This is a genomic window from Halomonas rhizosphaerae (assembly GCF_030012485.1).
GTDB lineage: Bacteria > Pseudomonadota > Gammaproteobacteria > Pseudomonadales > Halomonadaceae > Halomonas > Halomonas rhizosphaerae.
This window is the reverse complement of sequence record NZ_JASCQQ010000026.1, coordinates 90,460-113,784: the sequence shown is the minus strand read 5'-3', so window position 1 is coordinate 113,784 and position 23,325 is coordinate 90,460. Positions and strand designations below refer to the sequence as shown.

At 68.5% G+C, this 23,325-nt stretch carries 20 protein-coding genes; 12 read left to right on the top strand and 8 right to left on the bottom strand.

Annotation, left to right across the window (positions count from 1 at the left end):
* Positions 1–23: 23 nt before the first annotated feature.
* The 4 genes from QLQ86_RS10990 to QLQ86_RS10975 form a co-directional block, all read right to left on the bottom strand.
* Positions 24–3,125 carry a molybdopterin dinucleotide binding domain-containing protein gene (locus QLQ86_RS10990; protein WP_282816949.1) on the bottom strand — a complete coding sequence of 1,034 codons (3,102 nt, stop codon included), beginning with the start codon at positions 3,123–3,125 and terminating at the stop codon, positions 24–26.
* The gene (nrfD, locus tag QLQ86_RS10985) at positions 3,118–4,299 is read right to left on the bottom strand and encodes an NrfD/PsrC family molybdoenzyme membrane anchor subunit (protein ID WP_282816948.1); all 1,182 of its coding nucleotides are present in this window, start codon (positions 4,297–4,299) and stop codon (positions 3,118–3,120) included. Before nrfD ends, QLQ86_RS10990 begins: the two co-directional genes overlap by 8 nt.
* Entirely contained in the window at positions 4,283–5,059 is a 777-nt protein-coding gene (gene dsrO, locus QLQ86_RS10980; protein ID WP_282816947.1) for a sulfate reduction electron transfer complex DsrMKJOP subunit DsrO, read from the bottom strand. Before dsrO ends, nrfD begins: the two co-directional genes overlap by 17 nt.
* Before the next feature lie 259 nt (positions 5,060–5,318).
* Positions 5,319–5,597 carry an XRE family transcriptional regulator gene (locus QLQ86_RS10975; protein WP_250060479.1) on the bottom strand — a complete coding sequence of 93 codons (279 nt, stop codon included), beginning with the start codon at positions 5,595–5,597 and terminating at the stop codon, positions 5,319–5,321.
* Between the two features lie 407 nt (positions 5,598–6,004).
* On the opposite strand from QLQ86_RS10975, the gene QLQ86_RS10970 reads away from it, so the two are divergent.
* From QLQ86_RS10970 to QLQ86_RS10945, 6 genes are all read left to right on the top strand, one after another.
* The gene (locus tag QLQ86_RS10970) at positions 6,005–7,444 is read left to right on the top strand and encodes an APC family permease (RefSeq protein ID WP_282816946.1); all 1,440 of its coding nucleotides are present in this window, start codon (positions 6,005–6,007) and stop codon (positions 7,442–7,444) included.
* A gap of 154 nt (positions 7,445–7,598) precedes the next feature.
* Positions 7,599–8,579 carry a glutarate dioxygenase GlaH gene (glaH, locus tag QLQ86_RS10965; RefSeq protein WP_282816945.1) on the top strand — a complete coding sequence of 327 codons (981 nt, stop codon included), beginning with the start codon at positions 7,599–7,601 and terminating at the stop codon, positions 8,577–8,579.
* 86 nt (positions 8,580–8,665) lie between these two features.
* Entirely contained in the window at positions 8,666–9,862 is a 1,197-nt protein-coding gene (gene lhgO, locus QLQ86_RS10960; protein ID WP_282816944.1) for an L-2-hydroxyglutarate oxidase, read from the top strand.
* Positions 9,863–10,026: 164 nt separating this feature from the next.
* Positions 10,027–10,986, top strand: coding sequence for a TAXI family TRAP transporter solute-binding subunit (locus QLQ86_RS10955; RefSeq protein ID WP_282816943.1), 960 nt, complete (start codon positions 10,027–10,029; stop codon positions 10,984–10,986).
* Positions 10,987–10,990: 4 nt separating this feature from the next.
* A complete protein-coding gene (locus QLQ86_RS10950) occupies positions 10,991–11,500 on the top strand; it encodes a DUF1850 domain-containing protein (RefSeq protein ID WP_282735218.1) in 510 nt (169 codons plus the stop codon).
* A 25-nt stretch (positions 11,501–11,525) separates the two neighbouring features.
* Entirely contained in the window at positions 11,526–13,535 is a 2,010-nt protein-coding gene (locus QLQ86_RS10945) for a TRAP transporter permease (protein ID WP_282816942.1), read from the top strand.
* A gap of 69 nt (positions 13,536–13,604) precedes the next feature.
* On the opposite strand, the gene QLQ86_RS10940 is transcribed toward QLQ86_RS10945, so the two are convergent.
* Complete coding sequence (locus QLQ86_RS10940; protein ID WP_282816941.1) at positions 13,605–14,123, bottom strand: hypothetical protein; 519 nt, start codon at positions 14,121–14,123, stop codon at positions 13,605–13,607.
* Between the two features lie 234 nt (positions 14,124–14,357).
* Between QLQ86_RS10940 and purE the strand changes: the two genes are divergently transcribed.
* Positions 14,358–14,879 carry a 5-(carboxyamino)imidazole ribonucleotide mutase gene (gene purE / locus QLQ86_RS10935; RefSeq protein WP_282816940.1) on the top strand — a complete coding sequence of 174 codons (522 nt, stop codon included), beginning with the start codon at positions 14,358–14,360 and terminating at the stop codon, positions 14,877–14,879.
* Between the two features lie 27 nt (positions 14,880–14,906).
* Entirely contained in the window at positions 14,907–16,019 is a 1,113-nt protein-coding gene (locus QLQ86_RS10930) for a 5-(carboxyamino)imidazole ribonucleotide synthase (RefSeq protein WP_282735222.1), read from the top strand.
* A gap of 77 nt (positions 16,020–16,096) precedes the next feature.
* Here QLQ86_RS10930 and QLQ86_RS10925 read toward each other — a convergent pair whose 3' ends face one another.
* Both QLQ86_RS10925 and QLQ86_RS10920 read right to left on the bottom strand, forming a co-directional pair.
* Positions 16,097–16,648 (bottom strand): DUF2231 domain-containing protein, encoded by a 552-nt coding sequence (locus QLQ86_RS10925; RefSeq protein WP_282735223.1) that lies wholly within the window; start codon positions 16,646–16,648, stop codon positions 16,097–16,099.
* Entirely contained in the window at positions 16,645–18,084 is a 1,440-nt protein-coding gene (locus QLQ86_RS10920; protein WP_282816939.1) for an ethylbenzene dehydrogenase-related protein, read from the bottom strand. Before QLQ86_RS10920 ends, QLQ86_RS10925 begins: the two co-directional genes overlap by 4 nt.
* Before the next feature lie 249 nt (positions 18,085–18,333).
* Here QLQ86_RS10920 and QLQ86_RS10915 point away from each other — a divergent pair, with 249 nt between their 5' ends.
* The 3 genes from QLQ86_RS10915 (at position 18,334) to QLQ86_RS10905 (ending at position 21,246) form a co-directional block, all read left to right on the top strand.
* Positions 18,334–19,626, top strand: a complete 1,293-nt coding sequence (locus QLQ86_RS10915; protein ID WP_282816938.1) for a ferredoxin reductase family protein — start codon at positions 18,334–18,336, stop codon at positions 19,624–19,626.
* Positions 19,623–19,976: a cytochrome b5 domain-containing protein gene (locus QLQ86_RS10910; protein ID WP_282735226.1), complete on the top strand. Its 354-nt coding sequence runs from the start codon at positions 19,623–19,625 to the stop codon at positions 19,974–19,976. The genes QLQ86_RS10915 and QLQ86_RS10910 overlap by 4 nt, the downstream gene beginning before the upstream one ends.
* 67 nt (positions 19,977–20,043) lie before the next feature.
* Positions 20,044–21,246 (top strand): cation:proton antiporter, encoded by a 1,203-nt coding sequence (locus tag QLQ86_RS10905; protein ID WP_282816937.1) that lies wholly within the window; start codon positions 20,044–20,046, stop codon positions 21,244–21,246.
* Between the two features lie 30 nt (positions 21,247–21,276).
* Here the strand turns inward: QLQ86_RS10905 and QLQ86_RS10900 are convergent, their stop codons facing one another.
* The gene (locus QLQ86_RS10900) at positions 21,277–22,101 is read right to left on the bottom strand and encodes a TraX family protein (protein ID WP_282816936.1); all 825 of its coding nucleotides are present in this window, start codon (positions 22,099–22,101) and stop codon (positions 21,277–21,279) included.
* A gap of 101 nt (positions 22,102–22,202) precedes the next feature.
* Between QLQ86_RS10900 and QLQ86_RS10895 the strand changes: the two genes are divergently transcribed.
* Positions 22,203–23,162 carry a LysR family transcriptional regulator gene (locus QLQ86_RS10895; RefSeq protein ID WP_282816935.1) on the top strand — a complete coding sequence of 320 codons (960 nt, stop codon included), beginning with the start codon at positions 22,203–22,205 and terminating at the stop codon, positions 23,160–23,162.
* Positions 23,163–23,325: the final 163 nt, after the last annotated feature.

Sequence of the window (23,325 nt, the reverse complement as noted above, 5' to 3'; positions counted from 1 at the left end):
GGCTGGCTGAACGGCGCTGCCCGTCAGGCCTCGACCCGGGTCACGCGGATCGGCAGGCCCTGACGCACGGCGGCGCCGCTGATGGGCTCCAGCCAGGTGCCGTCCACGCTGCGGGTAGGGTCCTTGAAGCCCAGGTCGTTGATGTTGATGCCGGCGCGCAGCCACTCGAGGTCGGGCTGGGACTCGCCGTCGATCACGTGGGGGGTGGCCCCCAGGTCGCGGTGGCCGTAGCCGTGCTCGATGCCCAGGGCTCCTGGCATCACGCCCTCGCCGACCAGCGCCAGTGCCACCACGCTGCCGCCGGGGCTCTCGATGCGGATGGTATCGCCGTGAGTGATGCCGAAGCGCTCGGCGTCCTGGCGGTGCATCATCACCGGGTTGTAGGGCTTGATCATGCGCAGCCGCTCGAGGCCGATGGCGTAGGAGTTCATCAGGTTCGACTTGAACGAGAACGCCAGCAGCGGCCACTCCTCCTCGGTGAACACCTCGCGCATGGCGCGGCCGTCGGCCAGCTTCGGCATGCCGTGGAAGGGCACGCCGCGGTTGGGCTCGCCGTTACGGGTGTCGATGCTGGTGCCGACCTGCTCGTTGTAGACGCACAGGGTGCGCTTCCAGGCGCTGGTGAGGTTCTCGCCCTTGAAGTGGTCCTTGAAGTCCTCGAAGCGCCCGCCCCGGGCGTAGAGGTAGGCCACCGGGCCGTGCTCCTCGGGCTTCAGGGTACGCTCGATGCGCGGCATCAGTGGCGCCAGGCCGGCGTGGGCGATATCGCTCTCGTCGGCGGCGGGCAGTGGCTCACCCTGCATGGCCACATTGGCGGCGGCGCGCAGGTAGAAGTCCTCCGCGCGGTGGAGCGGATGCAGCTTGCCCTCGGCGTCGGGGATCGCCTCGTCGCCGAAGCCGGCCAGGCCCAGGCGCTTGGCCACGGCGATGAAGAAGCTGTCCATGGAGACCGGCTCCCCTTCTTCGCTCTTCTGCTGGCGCGGCTCCACCACCGGCCAGCAGGCGGTGGTCATCTTGCCCAGGCTGCCCTTCCACGAGCCGGTGAAGCCCCACACCTCGTACATCACCGAGTCCGGCACGATGTAGTCGGCGTAGCGGTTGGTCTCGTTGAGGAAACCGTCGACGGCCACGAACAGACCCAGGCGCTTCGGGTCCTTGATCTTCTCGGCAATCAGCGCCTCCAGGCCCGCCTGTCCATAGATGGGGTTGGCCATGCAGCCGATCACCGCCTTGATCGGGTAGGGGTAGCCGTCCAGCGCCGAGGGCAGGTGCTCGGTGAGGGTGGGCGGCGCCAGCGAGCGCCAGGGAGCGCGGGCCGGGTAGGGGTTCTCGCCGGCGGCCACCTTGCGCTGGTACTCGGAGGACTTCTCGTAGGGGAAGCGCGAGCGGGAGAGGAACACGCCCTGTGGGCCGCGCTTGCCGGGGAAGTTGGCCAGGTCGTAGCGGGGGCCTTCGCCCACGCCGTTGAACTGGCCGCCGCCCACGGCGCTGCCGCCCTTGCGGTTGTGGTTGCCGGCCAGGACGTTGAGCATCTGCATGCCGAAGGCGGCGTAGAAGCCGTTGCCCGACATCATGCCGCCGTGGGAGTTGGCCACCGCGCGCCGGCCGTGGCGGGCGAAGCGCTCTGCCAGTTTGACGATGGTGGCCTCGGGGATCCCGCAGTGCCCGGCGTAGGTCGCCATTTCAAACTCGTTGGCGGCCTCGCGCAGCAGGGTCATGCTGCTCTTCACGCGCACGCTTTCGCCACTCCCTTCCTCAAGACCGGCGAGCTCCACCTCGCGGTCGACGAACAGCTCCGCGGCCATCACCGCGTCGCTCGCCACCAGCCCGTCGTCGGCCACCACCATGGGGAGGTCGTCGTCGCTGCCGGCCTCGGCCTGGCCCAGGTCGCTGGCGCGCAGGAAACGGCCGCGGCGCGGGTGACCCTCGGTATCGATCACCAGGTGGGTGGCGTTGGTGTGGGTCGCCTCACCGGCGGCCTCGGCGGCGGGCTGACCGGGCAGCGCCAGGAAATCCCTGGCATAGCCCTCGTTGTCGAGCAGCCACTGGATCATGCCCATGGCCAGGGCGCTGTCGCTGCCCGGGCGGATCGGCACCCAGCGGTTATGATCGGCGGCATGGGAGGCCGAGGCGTTGAGGCCCGGGTCGACCACCACGTAATCCAGGGTGCCGGCGGCGCGCGCCTGGGCGATCAGGCGGCCCTGGCGCTTGAAGGGGTTGCCGGCCTGGCTGGGGGCGGTGCCCACATAGAGGATGAAGCGGGCGTTCTGGATGTCCGGCTTTGTATGGGCGTTCTTGGCCAGGTCATCCATCACCGCGCCTGCGCCCATGCGATAGGCCAGGCCGCAGTAGGAGCCGTGATGGCCATAGTTGCGGGTGGCGAAGGCGTTCATGGTGAACCGCTTGAGCAGCGCAGAGCGGCCGTAGTCGGTGGCCTCCATCACCATCAGCTGGTTGGCCTTCGGGCCGAACTCGGGGTTCTCCGGGTCGATCAGGGTGTCGTGGTCATGGATGGCGCGCAGGCCGTCCACGTCGCCCTCGCCGAACAGGTCGCCCCCCTCGCAGATCTCCTCGATCAGCTGCTCGAAGGAGATCTTCTGCCACTCGCGACCGCCGCGCTCGCCCACCCGCTTGAGGCAGTGGGTGACGCGGAAGGGGCTGTCGATCTGCGCCATCATGGCGTTGCCGCGGGCACAGGCGGTGGAGCGGTTCTGCTGGCCCTGGTCGCCATGGGCGCTCAGCCCGCGCAGGGCCTCGACCACCGGGGTGCGCATGGGCAGGTGCTCGTCGGCGGAGAGCGGGTGGTAGGGGTTGCCGGAGACACGCAGCACCTGGTCGGTGTCGTTGTCGACGCGCACCCGCACGCCGCACTTGGTGGTGCAGCCGTAGCAGACGGTGAAGGCCACGCGCTGGTCCGGGTTGAGGGTCAGCTCGCCGCTCTCGGGGTCGACGGTGTACTCCGGCGCCAGGGAGTTGCCATGGATGCGATGCTCGGGCTTCTCGCCGGCGCTGCCGGTGACGCCCTTGCCCATCTTGAGCAGCGGGTCGGAGTAGCCGGCGGCGAAGGTGGCGGCGCCGCCGGCGGCGACGGCGCCCTGGATGAAGCGACGACGTGACTTATCCATGGCTGGGCGCTCCTTCAACGTCATGTGATGCCGGTTCGGCGGGGGAGATGTCGGCGGCACTGCCGCCTTGGCGGGCCTGGCGCCACGGCACGAAGAGGTCGATCAGCAGGAGGGCGGCGAGCCACAGGCCGAAGGTGCCGACGATGCCGAGGATGCCGGAAGAGCCGGCGGGAATGCCGTAGTGGTGGAAGCCGGCGCTGTGGCGGGCCACGGTCTGCACGTCCATCAGCACCACCCAGCGGAACATCCAGCCGACGTGCAGGGCCACCAGGCCGAGCACCCAGGCCCAGGCATGGAGTGCCGGGCGGCGTGAGGCGGGGCGGGTGAGCAGGGTGAGCACGGCGCCGAACAGGACCACGCCGGTGAGTCCACCCCACAGGGCGGTGCTGCGCCACTCGGCGCTGCCGCGCACCGACTCCATGGCCGTGGCCACGGAGCCGACGTTGGCGTTGATGCCGTCGAGGAACCAGCTGCCGGCGATCAGGCCGGCGAACAGGCAGGCCCCCAGCAGCACCTTGAGCATCTGGCGGCTGACCGTCGTGCTGCGCTCACCGGCCACACGATTGAGCACCAGGATCAGGCCGGTGGCGGCGATGAAGCCGGTGGCCACGAACATCGGCGGCAGCCACACGGTGTGCCACAGCGGGCGGGCTTTGACGATGGCCACCTCGGCGCCGGTGTAGAGCATGATGCCGGTGGAGAGGGCCAGGGTACCCAGACCCACCAGCACCAGCAGGGCGCGCGGAGTGGGGGCATCACCCAGCGACAGCCAGCGGGCGACCAGGCCACTGAGCCCGGGGACCTGACGATGGGCCTGCAGCGCCGGGCGCCAGGCGAGCCAGGCCAGCACGATCACGCCCACCACGTAGAGGGGCAGGATCAGGCTGCCGATGGACATCCAGGAGTGGCTGTTGGCATAGGCGTAGAAGTGCCAGAAGCGCAGCGGCTGGTGCAGGTCGGCGAGCAGTGCCACCGGGGCCACCAGGGTGGTGGTGAGGCAGGCGAGCAGCGCCAGGCGTGCGGTAGGCAGCCAGCGCTGCCTGCCGAACACCAGCGCCGGGGCGGCCAGCCACAGGGTGGCCCAGGAGAGGGCGATCAGGAAGAAGTACTGCACCGCCCAGGGGTACCAGGCGATGTCGTAGCGCGGGGCGAGCAGCTCAATGGCGGAATTCATAGCCCATCTCCTTGCCGTGGGGGTCGAGGACGTCCAGGGCCACCGGCTCGGCGTCGGGGCGAGTGACGAAGCGCTCGTCCATGCCGAGGTAGAAGACCTGGGGCAGGGTGTTCTTCTCTGGCTGCAGCACCATCAGCGCCTCGCGATGCTCGGCGATCATGCGGCTGATCTGGCTCTCGGGGTCGCGCATGTCGCCGATGATCCGCGCGCCGCCCACGCAGCTCTCCACGCAGGCCGGCAGCAGGCCGGCTTCCAGGCGATGGGCGCAGAAGGTGCACTTGTCGGCGGTCTGGGTGCGCTCGTTGATGAAGCGGGCATCGTAGGGGCAGGCGTTGACGCAGTAGGCGCAGCCCACGCAGCGGTCGCTGTCCACCACCACGATGCCGTCCTGGCGCTGGAAGGTGGCCTCCACCGGGCACACCGACACGCAGGGCGGGTTCTCGCAGTGGTTGCACAGGCGCGGCAGCATGAAGGTGGCGACCTCACCGGTCTCCTGGTGCGCGACCTCGTACTGGGAGACGGTGGTGCGGAAGCTGCCCAGCGGGGCGGCGTTCTCGATATGGCACGACACGGTGCAGGCCTGGCAGCCGATGCACTGGCGCAGGTCGATGAGCATGCCGTAGCGCTTGCCGGGGTCGCCTTCGCGACGGGGTGGCTGCTGGTTGATGCCGGCGCTGGCGATGCTCGAGAGCGGCACCATCGCGGCGCCCGCGCTGAGGCGGGCCAGCTGGCCGAGCAGGGTGCGGCGAATGGGGTCCATGGCGCCTCCGGTGGCCTGGGTGGGGCGGAATTTCCGCACGACGGGTCAGGGGGTGATACCGGAAGGCTACCTGCGACCAAGGTCTAGGCACTTGATGTCGATCAAGAGATCGTTAGCAAGCTCTTAATCCTGGCGTAATGTTACGGCAAGCCATTGAGGCGTAAGGGATTTTTCTCCGGGCAGGCAAGAAAAAACGCCCCGCCTGCAGGGCGGAGCGTTCGCTGTTCGTCATCGTGCCGGCCTCCCGCGGGAGGGGCGATCAGGGCGGTGAGCCGCTCGGGTCGATGGTGCGGTAGACGAGGCGAAGCTCGTCGACGGAGAGGTGCTCCAGCTTCCCCGAGAGGAGGTCGCTGATCTTCTGCATCGGCAGACCGGCGCGGCGTGCGATCTCTCGGCTACCGAGGTCCGACACGGCGATCAGTCGCGTGATGATGCGCATGAGGCGTGTACGCTTTTCCAGGTCCCTGACATCGAGGTCAGGGCAGCTTCGCGGGGGGTCGGTGAGTTCCGCGTGGGCGGTGTGACGTGCCGTGCTCATGATGCTCCAGTGGGCGGTTTCGACAGCCACACTATGGGGTCTATACGGCGATTTTGCCAGTATCGATTCGCTGATTCTTTGGTGGGATACGGGGGCCCGTCGCGGGGTTGCGGCCCGAGGCAGGGTGTGCAGAATATCGAACTTCCGGGCGGCCCCGCCGATGGCCGGCAAGTGGCGCGGGTGGCAGCCTCTGGATACGCATATCCTTATATTGCAAGGCCTCCCGAGGGGAGGCATCGCCCTGACTTGTGGGGGATTCCGCGACTTGCATGGGGGTGGCTGCGACAAATGTCTAGTCGCCGGGTGTTCAATATTTCTTGAACGTTTGTCCTTCGTTTACTATTTTTGTCGATGTTTCGTGAAAAAATCTTACATCATGACAATCGACAACTGACCAAGAGGCTGACATGAACAACGAGACGTCCACGGAGACGCACCTGACGCGAGTCCTAGCCCGAAAGGATGTGCTGGCCCTGGCCTTCGGCGCCATGATCGGCTGGGGCTGGATCGTGCTGACCGGCAGCTGGATCCAGTCGGCCGGCAGCCTGGGAGCGATCACCGCCTTCCTGATCGGCGGACTGATCATCGTGCTGGTGGGCCTGACCTACGCCGAGCTGGCCTCGGCGATGCCCCAGGTCGGGGGCGAGCACGTCTACAGCTACCGGGCCATGGGGCACTTCGCCTCCTTCCTCTGCACCTGGGCCATCACCCTGGGCTACGTGAGCGTGGTGGCCTTCGAGGCCGTGGCGCTGCCCACCGTGGTGGAGCACCTCTTCCCGAACTATGCCGTGGGGCAGATGTGGAACATCGCCGGCTGGGACGTGAAGGCCACCTGGGTCGCCGTCGGCGTGGCCGGGTCGGTGCTGATGATGTGGATCAACTACATCGGCGTGCGCACCGCCGCCCTGGTCCAGAAGGTGGTGACGCTGCTCATCCTGGCGGTCGGCATCCTGTTCATCACCGGCGCCCTCTTCCAGGGTAGCACCGAGACCATGCAGCCGCTGTTCAGCGTCGAGGAGGGCGTGATGGGCGGCATCATGATGGTGATCATCATGGTGCCCTTCATGTTCGTCGGCTTCGACGTGATCCCGCAGGCCGCCGAGGAGATCAACCTGCCGTTCCGCGAGATCGGCCGGGTGTTGATGATCTCGGTGATCCTGGCGGTGTTCTGGTACTCCTTCATCATCCTGGGGACCGCGCTGATGCTCGATCCCGAGGCGCTGGGCGCCAGCTCCCTGGCGGTGCCGGATGCCATGCAGGCAGCCTTCCATGCGCCCTGGGCCGGTAACCTGATGATCCTGGCCGGCATCGCGGGCATCATCACCAGCTGGAACGCCTTCTACATCGGCGGTTCGCGGGCCATCTACGCGCTGGCGCACTCCGGCATGCTGCCGGCCTTCCTGGCCAAGCTGCACCCGAAGCACCGCACCCCGACCAACGCCATCCTGGTGATGGGGGTGCTCTCTTCCATCGCGCCCTTCTTCGGCCGCCAGGCGCTGGTCTGGCTGGTGGTGGCCGGCGGCCTGGGCATCGTCATCGCCTACCTCTTCGTCGCGCTCTCCTTCGTGGTGCTGCGCCGGCGCGAGCCGGAGATGGCGCGCCCCTTCCGGGTCCGCCGTGGCAAGACCGTGGGGGCCCTGTCGGTGATCCTGTCGGTGATGCTGATCGGCATGTACCTGCCGGGCAGCCCCTCGGCGCTCTCCACCATCGAGTGGTTCATGTTCGCCGGCTGGATGGCGATCGGCCTGGTCCTCTATGCCTGGTCGCGTAACCGCTATGGCGTCGCCTACAGCGATACCATGATGAAGCGCGAGCTGGCCGGCGCGGACCCCTATCCCGGTCGCTGATCCCTCGGCCCTGCAGGCGGCCGCCCCGGGAGCCCGGGGCGGCCATCGAACACAGAGCGCAAAGGATGGCCAATGGCCGTCCTTTATTTTTGACAAAAATAAAAAATATAGATATTTTTAGATTGTGTCCACGTAATGCCATGGAGCCCCTGACATGACCGTACTGACCCAACTTCCCGAGACCGCCATGCCCCTGCCCACCGATATCCGCGGCTTCACGCTGGCGCCTTCCGCCCAGTCGCCGCGCCTGCTGCAGCTGACCGTCAGCCGCGAGGTGGTCGAGGCCTTCCTCGAGGCCGTGGCCGAGTGGCCGGTGCAGGCCCTGGAGTACAAGTCCATGCTGCGCTTCCGGGTGGCGAGGATCCTCGATGACCTCTGCGACAACACCCTGCAGCCGGTGCTGGTCAACACCCTGGTGGATCGCGCCACCGGTGGCTTCCAGGTGGTTCCCGAAGGGCTCGGCTCTGTCGAGCAGGCCGACGAGATGGTCAAGTTCGCCACCGCCGTGGCGCACCTGATGGGTCGCTCCAACTACGACGCCATGAGCGGCCAGTACTATGCCCGCTTCGTGGTGCGCAACGTCGACGAGTCCGACAGCTACCTGCGCCAGCCCCACCGGGTGATGGAGCTGCACAACGACGGCACCTTCGTCGAGCAGGACACCGACTACGTGCTGATGATGAAGATCGACGAGCAGCACATGGAGGGCGGCAACTCGCTGCTGCTGCACCTGGACGACTGGGAGGGGCTGGAGCGCTTCTACCACCATCCGCTGGCGCGCCGGGCGATGCGCTGGACCGCACCGCCCAGCAAGAACGTCGCCAAGGACGTCTACCATGCGGTCTTCGACGTGGACGCCAGCGGCCTGCCGATCATGTCCTACATCGACCAGTTCGTGCAGCCCAAGGACTTCGAGGAGGGCAACTGGCTGACCGACCTCTCCGAGTCGCTCGAGAACAGCCCGGCGATCCTCTCGGTGCCCAATCCGGTGGGCAGCTTCCTGCTGATCAACAACCACTTCTGGCTGCATGGCCGCGACCGCTTCAAGGCACATCCGGAGCTGCGTCGCGAGCTGATGCGCCAGCGGGGCTACTTCACCCATGCCAAGACCCTGCGCAACCCGCGCCAGGTCTGAGGCGCCGGAACCCGACCGAGGGGTTAGACTGACGAGGCCACGCCGTGACGACGGCGTGGCCGTCTCATTGGAGGAGCGAGGACGGCATGTACGATTTCATCATCATCGGCGGGGGCATCCTGGGCATGTCCACCGCCATGCAGCTCAAGCAGGCCTATCCGGATCGCCGCATGCTGGTGGTGGAGAAGGAGCGCGAGGCGGCGCGCCACCAGACCGGCCACAACAGCGGCGTGATCCACGCCGGCGTCTACTACACCCCCGGGAGTCTCAAGGCGCGCTTCTGCCTGGAGGGCAACCGGGCCACCAAGGCCTTCTGCGACGTCCATGGCATCCCCTACGACAGCTGCGGGAAGCTGCTGGTGGCCACCAACGACCTGGAGATGCAGCGCATGCAGGCGCTGTGGGAACGCACCGAGGCCAACGGCCTGGAGCGCGAGTGGCTGGGGCCCGAGGCACTCGCCGAGCGCGAGCCCAATATCACCGGGGTCGGCGGCATCTTCGTGCCCTCCAGCGGCATCGTCGACTACGCCGCGGTGACCCGGGCCATGGCCGCCGAGTTCGAGCGGAGGGGCGGCGAGATCCGCTACATGGCCGAGGTCACCGCCCTGGAGGAACGACGCCAGGAGGTGGTGGTGACCACCGGCGCCGGCGAGTTCACCGGGCGCTATCTCGTGACCTGCTCGGGGCTGATGGCCGATCGGGTGGTACGCATGCTGGGCCAGGATCCCGGCTTCACCATCTGTCCCTTCCGCGGCGAGTACTATCGGCTGCCGGAGACGCACAACGACATCGTCAACCACCTGATCTACCCGATCCCGGATCCCTCCATGCCCTTCCTGGGCGTGCACTTGACGCGAATGATCGACGGTTCCGTCACCGTGGGCCCCAATGCGGTGCTGGCCTTCAAGCGCGAGGGCTACCGCCGGCGTGACGTGTCGCTCGGTGACATGGCGAGGATGTTCAGCGACCCGGGCATCCTCAAGGTGCTGGGCCGCAACCTGCGCCCGGGCCTCACGGAGATGAAGAACTCGCTGCACAAGCGGGGCTATCTCGAGCTGGTGCGCAAGTACTGCCCCAGCCTGGGGCTGGAGGACCTGGGCCCCTATCCGGCCGGGGTTCGGGCCCAGGCGGTGTCCCGCGACGGCAAGCTGGTGGACGACTTCCTGTTCGTCAACACGCCACGCACCGTGAACGTGGGCAACGCCCCGTCGCCGGCGGCCACCTCGGCGATCCCCATCGGGGCGCATATCGTCGACAAGGTGAAGGCGCTGGTCGAGGAATGAGGACAGGGTTCGACCTTGGATGAATTGCCGAAAATCCCCGGGAACGTAGAAATAGTGGCATTGGGTTCTCACGCAGCGACCATGCTAGCGTGAGGCGAGGCGCCATGAGATGCCGGCGCCGCTACAATTCACAACAAACCTGGTCCCAGGATCGGAGGATTGCCATGCGATTTCTCAAGTACGCCGCCGCCGCCACGCTGATGGCCACGGCCCCCCTGGCTGCCGCCCAGCAGCTCTCCATCGCCACCGGCGGTACCGGCGGTACCTACTATCCCTACGGGGGTGGCCTGGCCGAGCTGATCGGCAACCATATCGAGGGCTACGAGGCCGTGGCCGAGGTGACCGGTGCCTCCGTGGAGAACATGGGGCTGGTGTGGCGGGGGGACTCCGACCTTGCCCTGGCGCTGGCCGACACCGTCTACCAGGCCCACAACGGTACCGGCGACTTCGAGGGCCGCCAGTTGGAGAACATCCGCGCGCTGGCCTCCATCTACCCCAACGCCGTCCAGATCGTCACCCTGGCCGATTCCGGCATCGAGTCGCTCGCCGACCTCGAGGGCAAGACGGTTTCCGTGGGCGCGCCGGGCAGCGGCACCGAGGTCAACGCCCAGGCCCTGCTCGAGGCCAACGGCATCACCTATGACGACTTCGACCCGCGGCGCCTGAACTTCAACGAGACCGCCGACGCCATCCGCGACGGCGACATCGACGCCGGCTTCTGGAGCGTGGGGCCGCCCACCAGCTCGATCATGAACCTGGCCACCACCCGCGACATCCGCCTGATCGGCCTGACCGAGGAGGAGATCGACAAGGCCAGGGAAGCCGAGCCCGTGTTCGCCGCCTACAAGCTGAAAGCGGGCCTCTACGAGGGCATGGACGAGGCGGTGCAGAGCATCGGTATCCCCAACGTGCTGGCGGTGAGCAGCGAGATGGACGAGGAGCTGGCCTACCAGATCACCAAGGTCCTCTTCGAGTACACCGACGAGCTGATCGCCATCCACCCGGCGGCCAACGATACCACCGTGGAGTTCAGCGCGGAGTCGACCCCGGTTCCCTTCCATCCGGGCGCGCTGCGCTACTACGAGGAAGTGGGTGCCGAGATCCAGGATCACCAGCGTCCCTGAGGCGATGCGTGATTCGTGCCTGAAAGCAGGGCGGGCCAGGCTGCCCGCCCTGCTGCTTTGTGCGGGCCTGGCGGCCGGTAGCCCAGCGTTCGCGGTCGACCAGGCTCGGCTGGAGGTGCTGGACGCCGACGGCGAGCGCCTGGTGAGCGTGCCGATGCCCGAGGGGGAGGGCTGGTGCCTGGAGTGGAACCACTCGGTCGAGGGATTCCCGGTGCTGGACTGCTATCGTCACCGGGAGGGTCGCATGGTGCTCGAGCGTAGCCACCTGCCCGACTTCGCCGCGGGGCTGGACCATATTCCCGGGCGCGGCCGCCAGGTCTCCGACGGCGAGGGCGGCTACTGGATCGAGGCGATCGACGAGCCGGTACCGGGTAACGCCTACCGATTGCGGGTGGGCGCCCTGCGCGTCGACCACCGCCTGGTGATCGACGGCACCCGGGTCAGCCTGAGCGGCCTGGCCGAGAACCGGCGGGTGACGATCCGCCTGACCCTGCCCGCCGCCTCCCCCGACTGAACGACAACCCTGCGAGAGAACCACGATGAGCGATTCGGGTACCTCCCCCATCATTCCCGGCAGCCAGGCGAACCATTCCCGCCCGGTGCTGTGGCTGATCACCCTGGTGGCGGTGGGACTGTCACTGTTCCAGCTCTACTCCGCCGGCATCCAGCCGTTGGGCCTCTTCTACCAGCGCAGCATCCACCTGATGCTGATCATGATGCTGGCCTTCCTGATGTTCCCGCTGCTGGGGCCGAAGCATGATCGCGGGCCCGTCAGCGGACTGGTCGACGCGGTCTTCCTCGGCGGGGCGCTGATCACCGGCGGCTACCTGGTGCTCTACCTCGACGAGATCATCAACCGCGCCGGCTTCTGGAGCCAGACCGACATCGTGGTCGGCTGCATCGCCACCATCACCGTGCTGGAGGCGGCGCGCCGGGCGGTGGGCCTGGGCATGACCATCATCGGGATGGTCGCCATCCTCTACGCCTTCGCCGGCCCACGTGGCGAGCTGCCGTGGCTGGGCCAGTTCCTGCCCGGCATCCTCGAGCACCGCGGCTACAACCTGGACCGCCTGGTCGGCCAGCTCTACCTGGGCCAGGAAGGCATCTTCGGTCTGCCCATGGGCGTGGCGGCCACCTACATCTTCATCTTCGTGCTGTTCGGGGCCTTCCTGGAGATCACCGGCGCCGGCAAGTTCTTCATCGACCTGGCGTATGCCGCCACCGGGCGTCAGCGCGGCGGCCCGGCGAAGGCGGCGGTGATCGCCTCGGCGGGCATGGGCTCGATCTCCGGCAGCGCCATCGCCAACGTGGTGACCACCGGGGCCTTCACCATCCCGCTGATGAAGCGCCTGGGCTACAAGCCCCACCAGGCCGGCGGCATCGAGGCGGCCGCCTCCACCGGCGGGCAGATCATGCCGCCGCTGATGGGCGCGGGGGCCTTCCTGATCGCCGAGTACACCCGGATGCCCTACCTCGAGGTGGTCAAGGTCAGCATCCTGCCGGCGATCATGTACTTCGCCACCGTCTACCTCTTCGTGCACATCATTGCCCTGAAGCAGGGCATGCAGGGCATGGCGCGCTCCGAGTTGCCGCAGATGCGCGACGTGATGGGCGCCGGCTGGCACTTCCTGCTGCCGTTGCTGGTGCTCGTGTGGCTGCTGGTGATGAACATGTCGCCGATGCGGGTGGGCTACTACGCCATCCTCACCATGCTGGCCGTGGCGGTGCTGCGCTTCGCGGTGTGGTTCCTGTTCATCGCACCCCGCGAGGGGCAGCGGGTCACCGGGGAGACCCTGCGCGAGGCGCTGAAGGCCGGCCTGGTCAAGCTGGTCGGCGGCCTGGAACTGGGCGCGCGCAATGCCGTGGCCGTCTCCATGGCCTGTGCCGTGGCCGGCGTGATCGTCGGCGTGGTGGGCCTGACCGGGCTGGGGCTGAAGTTCTCCTCCATGATGATGGCCTTCTCCGGCGGCAACCTGCTGCTGGCGCTGGTGATGGTGCTGCTGGCCAGCCTGGTGCTGGGCATGGGCCTGCCGGTCACCGCCAGCTACATCGTGCTGATCGTGCTGGTGGGGCCGGCGCTGACCGCCGAGTTCGGCGTGCCGCTGCTGATCGCCCACCTGGTGGTGTTCTGGTACTCCCAGGACTCCAACGTCACGCCGCCCATCGCCCTGGCCGGCTTCGCCGGCGCGGCCATCGCCGGGGCCAAGCCCATGGAGACCGGCTTCCAGGCCTGGAAGTTCGCCAAGGGGCTCTACCTGATCCCGCTGTTCATGGTCTACAACCCGGAGATCATCATGGGCGGGTCGCTGCCGGTGCTGGTATGGACCGCGTTCATCGGCTTCCTGGCCCTGGGGGCCTTCGCCGCGGCCCTTGAAGGTTTCCTCTTCACCTGGATGTCCTGGCCGGTGCGCATGGTGCTGCTGCCGGCGATCGTCGCGGCCTTCTACCCCAACCTGATGGTGGAAGTGGCCGGGGTGGCGGTGATGGTGCTGGGGCTGGCCGGCAACTGGCTGGCCAGCCGCCGCGAGGCGAGGGCCTCGGTCGGCTGAGGGGCATGGCAGGACGCACTGGGCCCGCCCGGGAATGCCGGGCGGGCCCAGTCGTTTCGGCCAGTCGGCTTACTGGGAGGTGGACGTCTCGGCGTCGGCCTCGGCCTCGGCGTCCGCATCGGCCTCGGACTCGGCGTCTGCATCGGCCTCGGACTCGGCGTCTGCACCGGCCTCGGACTCGGCGTCCGCATCGGCCTCGGACTCGGCGTCTGCACCGGCCTCGGACTCGGTGTCCGCATCGGCCTCGGACTCGGTGTCCGCATCGGCCTCGGACTCGGCGTCCGCATCGGGGTCAGCCTCGGCCTCGCCGGTTTCCTCGCTGGCGGTTTCCTCGTCGGCGGCCGCTTCAGCCTGGGTGTCGTCGTCGGCAGCCCCTTCCGTCTCGGCGTCGCCGGTGGCCTCGGCAGTGTCGTCAGAAGCCTGGTCGGCAGTCTGCTCTGCCGACTCTTCCGCCTGCTGGAGCTCTTGCTCGGCCGCCTCTTCCTGCTCCTGCTGCGTGGCCTGGTCGGTCGGTTCGCTGTCGGAGTCGCAGCCGACAAGCAGCAGTGAGCCGGCCAGTACCGAAGTGAAAATCAGTGAACGCTTCATGATCATTCTCCTTGAGAGTTTCCAGGTGGGCTTGTCCTTGCGGCCCCCTCACCTTGAAGCTAGCAACCAATATCGCATCCAGCATGCAAACGGGTGTCTTGATGCGGCGACAGCAGGGGAGGGGGAGTGGCTGTCCGACTGGTCAAGATGACGGTGCAGGCCCGCAGCGCTAGAATGTTCGGCTTTCCTTTCCGCACTCTTTCCCGCACAGAGGCAGCCGCCGAGGAGCAGGCCATGCAGTCCGATACACAGGCGCCGAAGGTCGGCGTGATCATGGGGTCGAAGTCCGACTGGCCGGTGATGGAGCATGCGGTGACGATGCTCGAGCGACTGGGCGTGCCCTGCGAGACCCGGGTGGTCTCGGCCCACCGCACCCCTGACCTGCTCTTCGACTACGCCAAGGGCGCGGCCGAGCGGGGCCTTTCGGTGATCATCGCCGGTGCCGGCGGGGCGGCCCACCTGCCGGGCATGGTGGCCTCCCAGACGGCGCTGCCGGTGCTCGGCGTGCCGGTGGAATCCAAGGCACTCAAGGGCCTGGACTCGCTGCTGTCCATCGTGCAGATGCCCGGCGGCATCGCCGTGGGGACGCTCGCCATCGGCAAGGCCGGCGCCACCAATGCGGGGCTGATGGCCGCGCAGATCGTGGGCCTGCAGGATGCCGGGGTGCGGGCCGCGGTGGAGGCCTTCCGTGCCGAGCAGACCCGCACGGTGCTGGACCACCCTGATCCCCGGCCCGACCCGCGTCCGCAGCCCTGATCGACAGCGATGAGTGAGGAGCCAACCATGAATATCGGAGTCCTGGGTGCCGGCCAGCTCGGCCGGATGCTGGCGCTCGCCGGCTATCCGCTGGCCAACCACTTCACCTTCCTCGACACCACCGGGCACCCCAGTGCCGGCATCGGGGACGTGATGATCGATACCGACCGCAAGCATCTCGAGGCCTTCCTGGAGAAGGTGGATCTCGTGACCTACGAGTTCGAGCACCTGCCGGTCTCGCTGGTCCAGGCCATCGAGGAGGTCAGGCCGGTCTATCCCTCCAGCGAGGCGATCCGCGTCTGCCAGAACCGCGCCGAGGAGAAGGCGCTGTTCGATCGCCTGGGCATCCCCACCCCCGCCTACCGCCTGGTCGAGCACGCCGACGAGCTGGAGGCCGCGGCCCGCGAGCTGGGCTGCCCGGTGGTGGCCAAGTCGGTTACCGAGGGCTATGACGGCAAGGGTCAGGCGGTACTCCGCGACCCGGCCGAGGCGCACGAGGCGTGGCGAGCGATCAACCACCCGCGGCTGGTCGTGGAGGCCTTCGTCGACTTCGTGCGCGAGGTGTCGATCATCGCCGTGCGTGGCCGCGACGGCGAGGTGGCCTTCTATCCCATGGCCGAGAACCAGCACGTGGACGGGATCCTGCGCTACTCCATCGCGCCCCTGCCGGACCTGGACGAGGGGGTCGAGCGGGTCGCCGACGGCTACATCCGCTCGCTGCTCGACGAGCTCGACTACGTGGGCGTGCTGACCCTGGAGCTCTTCCAGTGCGCCGATGGCAGCCTGCTGGCCAACGAGATGGCGCCCCGGGTGCACAACTCCGGCCACTGGTCGATCGATGGCGCGGTGACCAGCCAGTTCGAGAACCACCTGCGTGCCATCCAGGGGCTGCCGCTGGGCGACACCACGGCGCGCATGCCGACCTGCATGGTCAACGTGATCGGCCGGGAGGGCGAGGCGGCCGAGATCCTGGCCCTGCCGGATGCCCACCTGCACCGCTACGACAAGAGCGAGCGCCCCGGTCGCAAGCTGGCCCACGTCAACCTGCTGGCGCCCACTCACGGCGCGCTGCTGGAGCGGGTGCGCGCCTGCGCAGCCCTGCTGCCGGACGCCCCGGCACCGCGCTTCAGTTTCGAGTAGGCCGGGTTAGTCCGCCGCCATGAAGAAGGCCCCGCTGATGCGGGGCCTTCTTCATGGCGGCAGGGCAGGGTGGGGGATCAGCTGGCGGTGCGGCGCCCCTTGAGCCCCACAACGGCACAGGCGATCCCGATGAGCACCATCACGGCACTGACCCAGAAAGGGCTGTAGAAGGTGGTATAGACCTCCCACCCCATCAGGCCGAGCACATCGGAAAACAGCGTCGGAGCACCGACAAGATGGCCACCCAGGGTGCCGGCAGCGGCGAAGAAGAGCCCGCCGATCAATGCCAGGATCACCAGCACCCAGCGCCGTGCTCCGTCGAAGGCCGCGCTGCCCGCGCGCCAGACGAGCACGGTCAGCATGGCGAAGATACCCAGCGACCAGAGTGCCATCAGGATGTGATTGCGGGCCAGCGGACTGTGCGTGCTGGCCTCCAGTGGCCAGACCAGGAACCCCGTGACGATGGCGGCCAGGGCGCCGAGCAGGCTGAGGACCAGGACCGGCAGCAGGGCGGCGCGACTGAGTTCGGCCATCCGGCCGGGCAGCAGGGCGCCGACCAGGATCATCAGGGTGGCGAGTGCCCAGAAGCCTACCGGGAAGTGGACGAGCATATGGTGCATGCCGGTCATGAGCGGTCTCCTTCACGAGTCGAACGGAAGCCGGGGAGCAGGGCGAGGGTCACGCCGAGCATGGCGACCAGTCCGGCCAACAGGGTCATCCACCACCGCCAGGTGATGGCGTCATTGAACTCCATCTCCACCCCATAGAGCGCCAGCTGCTTCTCGCTGTGGCGCGCGCGCACCGGGGTGCCCTCGGCGATGTCCTCCGCACCGGCATGGGCGCGGCTGATCAGCAGCGGCCAGTCAACCTGCCCGGGATAGAAGAGGGTCATGTCGAACCAGTCATCGCTCCAGTCGGGCGAACTACCGGAGAAACTGACGGCCTGGAGGTCGGCATCACGCCCCAGCCCCAGGGAGTAGGGATGGGAGACATAGTGCCAGCGGCTGCCGGTGGCATTGCGGTAGACGGCGATGCCGACGTCATAGATCCCCTGCTCGGTGAGGATCTTGTCGTCCAGCGGGTTGCCGGTGTCCAGGTCGCGCACCAGGGTCACGTCCCAGTAGCCGTCCTCCCAGCGTGCCTGGCCGTGGACGGCGATGCTGCCCCGAGAGCCCTCGGGCTGGCGCAGCAGGCGGCGAGGGATCACGTCACCCTCCTGCCAGTCATGGTCGGGATCAAAGTCGGTCCGGTTCTCTTCCGACAGGTAGTAAAGGCCGTCGAAATCGACCTCTCCGGATACCACGTCCTCCCAGCGCAAGGCACGCTGGCCCGTTTCCTCGGGGTCGAGCATCCAGAGTGGCTGGTCGTTGTCGCCATCCCAGTTGGTGGTATAGGGCCCCGAGCCGGCATCGCTGTTGCGGTATTCGCCGACCCACTGGTCATCCGAGGCGCCAATGGGGTTGGAGCGCCCGGCCCGCCAGTGCCAGAGGTCGAGGAAATAGCCGGCTTCACGCTGGGCGGCGAGGACATCGGCATCCGCCACGCTTCGCCAGTCGTTCTGGTCGGTGCGGGTGGCGGGCAGGTACTTGCGGACGTCGCTGTGCCCCAGCTGCTGCCCGAGGTGGGGGTGCTCCGAGACCTCGGCCGGGCTCGCCGAGTCGCTGAAGAAGCGCATCCGGTCACCCACGGTGATGTAGCCGCCATAGCGACCGAAGTCGGGGACGCCGCCGTCGTCCACCAGCATGGCGACCCGATCCTCGTAGGTGCCATCGGGATCGGGGCCCGGCCGGGAGTTGCCGTGGCGGACCCACTCGCCATCCGTGTAGCGAAGCATGTCATGGTAGACATGGGCCTGTTCTGCGGGCCAGCGATACCTGAAGTAGATCTGCTCCTCGTTATAGGCGGCCTGGACCTGCAGCGGCAGGGTCAGCTCATCGGGGATCGAGATGTTGCGTTCCGGGTCGTCCTCGATCACCCCGGTTCCCTGGGTGATCCAGGCGAGGCCCAGCGCGACGGGCAACCCCAGGACCAGCCAGGGGGTGGCGCCCTTGTCTTGACGTGCCATGTGACCTCCTGAATCAGGGAGTAAGGTGATGTGTCGGACCTTCAGTGTGGACCCTGGCGATCCCCATGGCATGACACAGGTCAAGCCGGGTGCGACAAGGCGTCACATGCCTTGATGGCGAGGCCTTCGGTATCCCTGGCCTGTCCTGGCTGACCGGGATCAAGGAAGCGTCGACTTGCGAGGCTTTCCATTGATCCCGGCACCATCAGGACAACAATGGGAGGATGACACCGGGGCAGGGGAGGGAGGATGCGACACCATCCGAGAGCGGGCGATCTCGCCCTGGCGGTGGCCGTGCTGCTGCCGCTGGTGGTGGCCCTGCCGCGGCTGGGGTGGCCCGCCAACGATGCCGGCGACTGGCTGGCGTGGGCTGGCCGTGCCACGGGAATCCTGGGCCTTGCCATGATGCTGCTGGCGGCAGCGATCAGCGTCCGGGTGCCGGGGTGGGACCGTCCCTTCGGGGGGCTGGCCCGGGTCTGGCGGTTGCACCACGCCCTAGGCTTCGGCGCCTTCGTGCTGCTGATGGTCCACGCCCTGGCGCTGGCACTGGCGGCGGTGCCGCAGGGACTGCCGGTGGCGGTAGAGGTGCTCTTTCCGCCCTTCTCCCGAGGCGCCATCTGGCTCGGCTGGCTGGCCTGGCTGGCGATGGTGCTGTTCCTCGCCCCCACCTTCGGCTTCTTCGGCCGGCCCCGCTACCAGGCCTGGAAGCGTCTGCACCTGGTGTCGGCCGCCGCCCTGCTGCTGGCCCTGACCCACGCCCTGCCGCTGGCGGGGGAGGCCTGGCCCTGGTGGCTGCTGGGGCTGGCAGGCCTGACGGCCATCGCCTGGCGCAAGCTGGGCTCGCCCCGGGCGCGACTGGCCTATCGCATCGAGGCGGTGGAGCCCCTGGCCCGGGGGGTGGTGGAGCTGGTGCTCGCCCCGCAGGGGCGGCGGCTGGTCCACGAGCCCGGCCAGTTCGTCTACCTGGCCCCGCTGGACGAGACGCTCTCGGCCGGCCGTGGCGAGGAGCATCCCTATACCCTCGCCTCGGCCCCGGCCGATGACCGCCTGCGCATCGGCATCAAGGACCTGGGGGATGCCAGCCACGCGCTACAGTCGGTGACGCCGGGCTCGATGGCGCGGGTCGAGGGTCCCTACGGCGACTTCTTCGGCCGTCATCCGCCGGGGCGCCACCGGCTCTGGCTTGGCGGGGGCATCGGCATCACGCCCTTCGTCGGCGGGGCCCGCGACCTGCTGGCGAGGGGAGCGGTGGAGGGGCAGGTGCTGCTGGTCTACCTGGCCAACCGCCCGGAGCGGGCCTACTACCTGGACGAGCTCCAATCGATCGCCGAGCGGCTGGCAGGCTTCTCGGTGGTGGCGCACTACTACCTCGAGCGGGGTACCCTCGACGTGGCCTTCCTCGCCGCGCACTGCCCCGACGTCGCCGCGCGGGAGATCCACCTCTGTGGCCCGCCGGCCATGAACGCCCACCTGAGGCGGCTGCTCGTCGGCCAGGGGGTGCCACGCTCACGCATCCATAGCGAGGTCCTCGGTTTCCTGTGAACACCTTCGCCTACACCGCCTTCGTCGCCTTCCTCTCCAGCGTGCTGACCCTGGTATCGATCCATGCGCTCTCCTCGCCGGATGCGGCGGTCCCCGGCGACCCCGAGACCATCACCCGCGAGGAGCTGGCTCGCCACGACAGCGCCGAGAGCTGCTGGAAGGCCATCCACGGCACGGTCTACGACGTCACCGGTTTCATCGCCGACCACCCGACCCCTGCGGCGGTGATCCTCGAGTGGTGCGGCCGCGATGCCAGCGATGCCTGGGACAACAAGCGCCCCGGTCGGCCCCACAGCAGCTTCGCCGAGGGCATGCTGGAGCGCTTCCGGATCGGCCGGCTGGTCGACTAGGCGGTTGCGTCTCCATGCTAGGCTGGGCGCTCGACTACCCGCCCCCGAGCGATGAGGAAACGACACGGTGACTCTCCCCGACACACTCTCCTGGCTGCCCGTCGATCCGAGCTTTGCCGCGGCCAGCCTGATGCTGCTGGGGGTGATCCTCTCCACGAGTATCCTCGCCGACGTGGTGGCCAGCCGAACCCGCCTGCCGCGCATCTCGCTGCTGGTGCTGGTGGGCGTCGGGGTGGCGGTCATCCAGCAATGGGGCCTGGACCAGCCCGGTGCCCGGCCCCTGGATGGCCTGGCCGAGCCGCTGATCCAGGTGGCCCTGGTGATGGTGGCCTTCCTGCTCGGCGGGGAACTGACCCTGGATCGCCTGCGCAGCACAGGCTCGCTGATACTGATCGTCTCGCTGTCGGTGATCCTGGCCGGAGTGCTGTCCGTCGGCCTCGGCCTGCTGGCGCTGGGATTCCCGCTGGCGGTGGCGGTGTCGCTGGCCGCCATCTCCGTGGCTACCGACCCCGCGGCGGTCAGCGAGACGGTCAACGAGAGCGGCGACAGCCGACTGCGCGCCCGACTGCTGCTGGGGATCGTCGCCATCGACGACGGCTGGGGCATCCTGGCCTTCGGCCTGGCCATGGCGCTGCTCGGCTGGTGGCTCTCGGGCGATGGCGGCCTGGCACTGCTGCATGCGACCTGGGAACTGGGCGGAGCAATTCTGCTGGGGGCCGCGATCGGGCTGCCGGCTGCCTGGCTGACCGGCCGACTGCGCCGCGGGGAGCCGACCCAGGTCGAGGCCATCGCGCTGATCCTGCTGCTGGCAGGAACCTCCGCCTGGCTGGGGGTCTCGTCGCTGCTGGCCGCCATGCTCGCCGGGGCCCTGGTGGCCAACCTCTCCCGCCACCACACCCGCTCGTTCAACGAGATCGAGCACATCGAGTGGCCCTTTCTGGTGTTCTTCTTCGTGCTCTCGGGCGCCAGCGTCGATCTCTACCACCTGGACGAGGCGCTCGGCCTGACCCTGGCCTACATCCTGCTGCGCCTGGCGGGGCGCTACCTGGGGGGCATGCTCGGTGTCCGCCTCGCCCGGGAGCGCCAGGCCGAGCTGCCGGGGAACCTCGGCCTGGCGCTGACCCCCCAGGCGGGGGTAGCGATGGGCATGGCGCTGCTTGCCGCCGAACGCTTTCCCGAGCACGGCCCGGTGCTGCTCTCGGCGGTGGTGGCCTCGACCGTGGTCTTCGAGATCCTCGGACCGCTGCTGGTCAGGCGGGTGCTCCGCTGACGGACGCCGCCTGGTGGCCCGGTGGGGCCTTCAGCCGAGCTGGCCGACGAGCCACAGCCACAGCGCCATCGCCGCGAAGTGGCCCGGGTACCAGGCGAGCCACAGCCGGCGCGGCATGGCCATCGGGACCGCCGGGGTCAGGCGGTGGGCGCCGGCGGCCAGCAGCAGCGCCGCCAGGCAGGTGGCGACGGTGAACGACTTGGCCATGTCGGAGCTGTTCATCAGGCCGGCGACAGCCAGCACCGGCAGGGCCATGGCGGTGGCCTTCAGCCGGTCGACGAGCGCGCTTCCGGCCAGGTGCAGGTATTGCATGGCCAGCATGTAGAGGGGGATCATCAGCAGGCCATGGTGGCCGTACTCGACCCAGAGGCCGGCGAGCCACCACACGCCCAACGCAACGGCGGCCTCGGCGACCAGCCTCGGCGGGCCGAGGGTGCCGGCGGCGAGGCGCGCCGACAGGCCGCGCAGCCAGACGCCCCCCGTCAGGCCCAGCGAGAGGGTGAAGCAGATATTGAGGATCAGGGCGTCGGAGGCGCGCGGCATCAGCATGTAGGGCAGTTGGGCGACCAGGCCGATCACCAGGATGCGCCGGGCATAGCGCAGCGGGTTGCGGGTGTTGAAGAGCCCGTGCCAGGCGACCATGGCGGCGAACAGCGGGAAGGCGATGCGGCCAATGGAAGAGCCGGCCCAGCCCAGCTCCCAGGCGTCCGGTACTATGTAGCGGGACAGGTGGTCGACGGTCATGGTGATCAGTGCCAGCCACTGTCCCCAGCCGGTCCAGGTGGACGAGGGACGGGGGCTGCCCGTCACGGCATGGGCCGTGGCATCGGCGGTGGCATTTCCCTGTGGGGTCATCGGAACCTCCCTGGCGTGACGATGCGGACCGATTGACCGGAGCCGCCGCCGGGAGTTCCCGGTCGCCATTCGGCGACAGCAAGGTGCCGGGAGAGCACGGGATGCGAAACGGATTCGGATTCGACCTGCGCAGCATGGAGATCTTCGTCGAGGCCCTCGAGCAGGGCAGCCAGAGTGCCGCCGCCCGGCGCCTCGGGCTGACGCAGTCCTCGGTGTCGCAGTGCCTCGCCAACCTGGAGCATGCCCTGGGGGTGGCCCTGTTCAAGCGCCACAGCCGGCCGCTGGAGCCCACCAGCGCCGGGCGGCTGTTCCACGACCGGGCCAGGCGGATGCTCGAGGAGGCCCGGGCCACCCGGCGCGAGCTGCTCTCCGGGGCGGCGGGACGGCTGCACCAGGTGCGCATGGCGCTGGTGGACTCCCTGGCCACCGCGGTCGGCCAGCCGCTGATCGAGGTGATCCGGCGCCACACCGGGGACTACACCCTCACCACCGGGCTCTCGCACATGCACGGCCACGCGCTGCTCACGCGGCATGTGGACATCATCATCTCCGATGACCGGCTGGAGAACTACGACGGCCTGGAGCGCCACGCCGTGCTCGGCGAGCCCTTCGTGCTGGTGGTGCCCGAGGAGGTGCCCGGACCCCTGGACAACCTGCGCTGGCTGGCCCGCCAGCTCGATTTCATGCGCTATACCCCCCAGTCGCTGATCGGCCAGGCGATCGAGCGCCACCTTCGCCTCAACCAGCTGGAGCTGCCGGCACGCCTGCACCTGGACAATACCTTCGCCCTGCTGAGCCTGGTGAGTGCCGGGGCAGGCTGGACCATCACCACGCCGCTGTGTCTCTACCAGGCGGGCCTGACGGGGCTACGAGTGCGGGTCGCGCCCCTGCCCACCGGCCCCTTCGCCCGCCAGCTGACCCTGGTCGCGCGCCGCGACGAGCTCGGCGACCTGCCGGCCCTGCTGGCCAGCGACAGCCGTCGCCTCCTCGAGCGCCACTTCCTGGCCGAGATCACCCGCGAGCTGCCCTGGCTGGCCCAAGGGATCCACTTCGACGGCTGAGTCGCCGCGACGCTGCCCCCTGACGGGGCAAGGCGTCTGGTGCGGCCTCCCTGGTGCGCATTATCGGTTCTGTCGATAGTGCATCCGTTGTCGAAGCCGATGCTCCTTGCGGTTCCTCCCGGGCCTGCCAAGACTCCAGGCATCGTCGGCCCTGAACAACGAC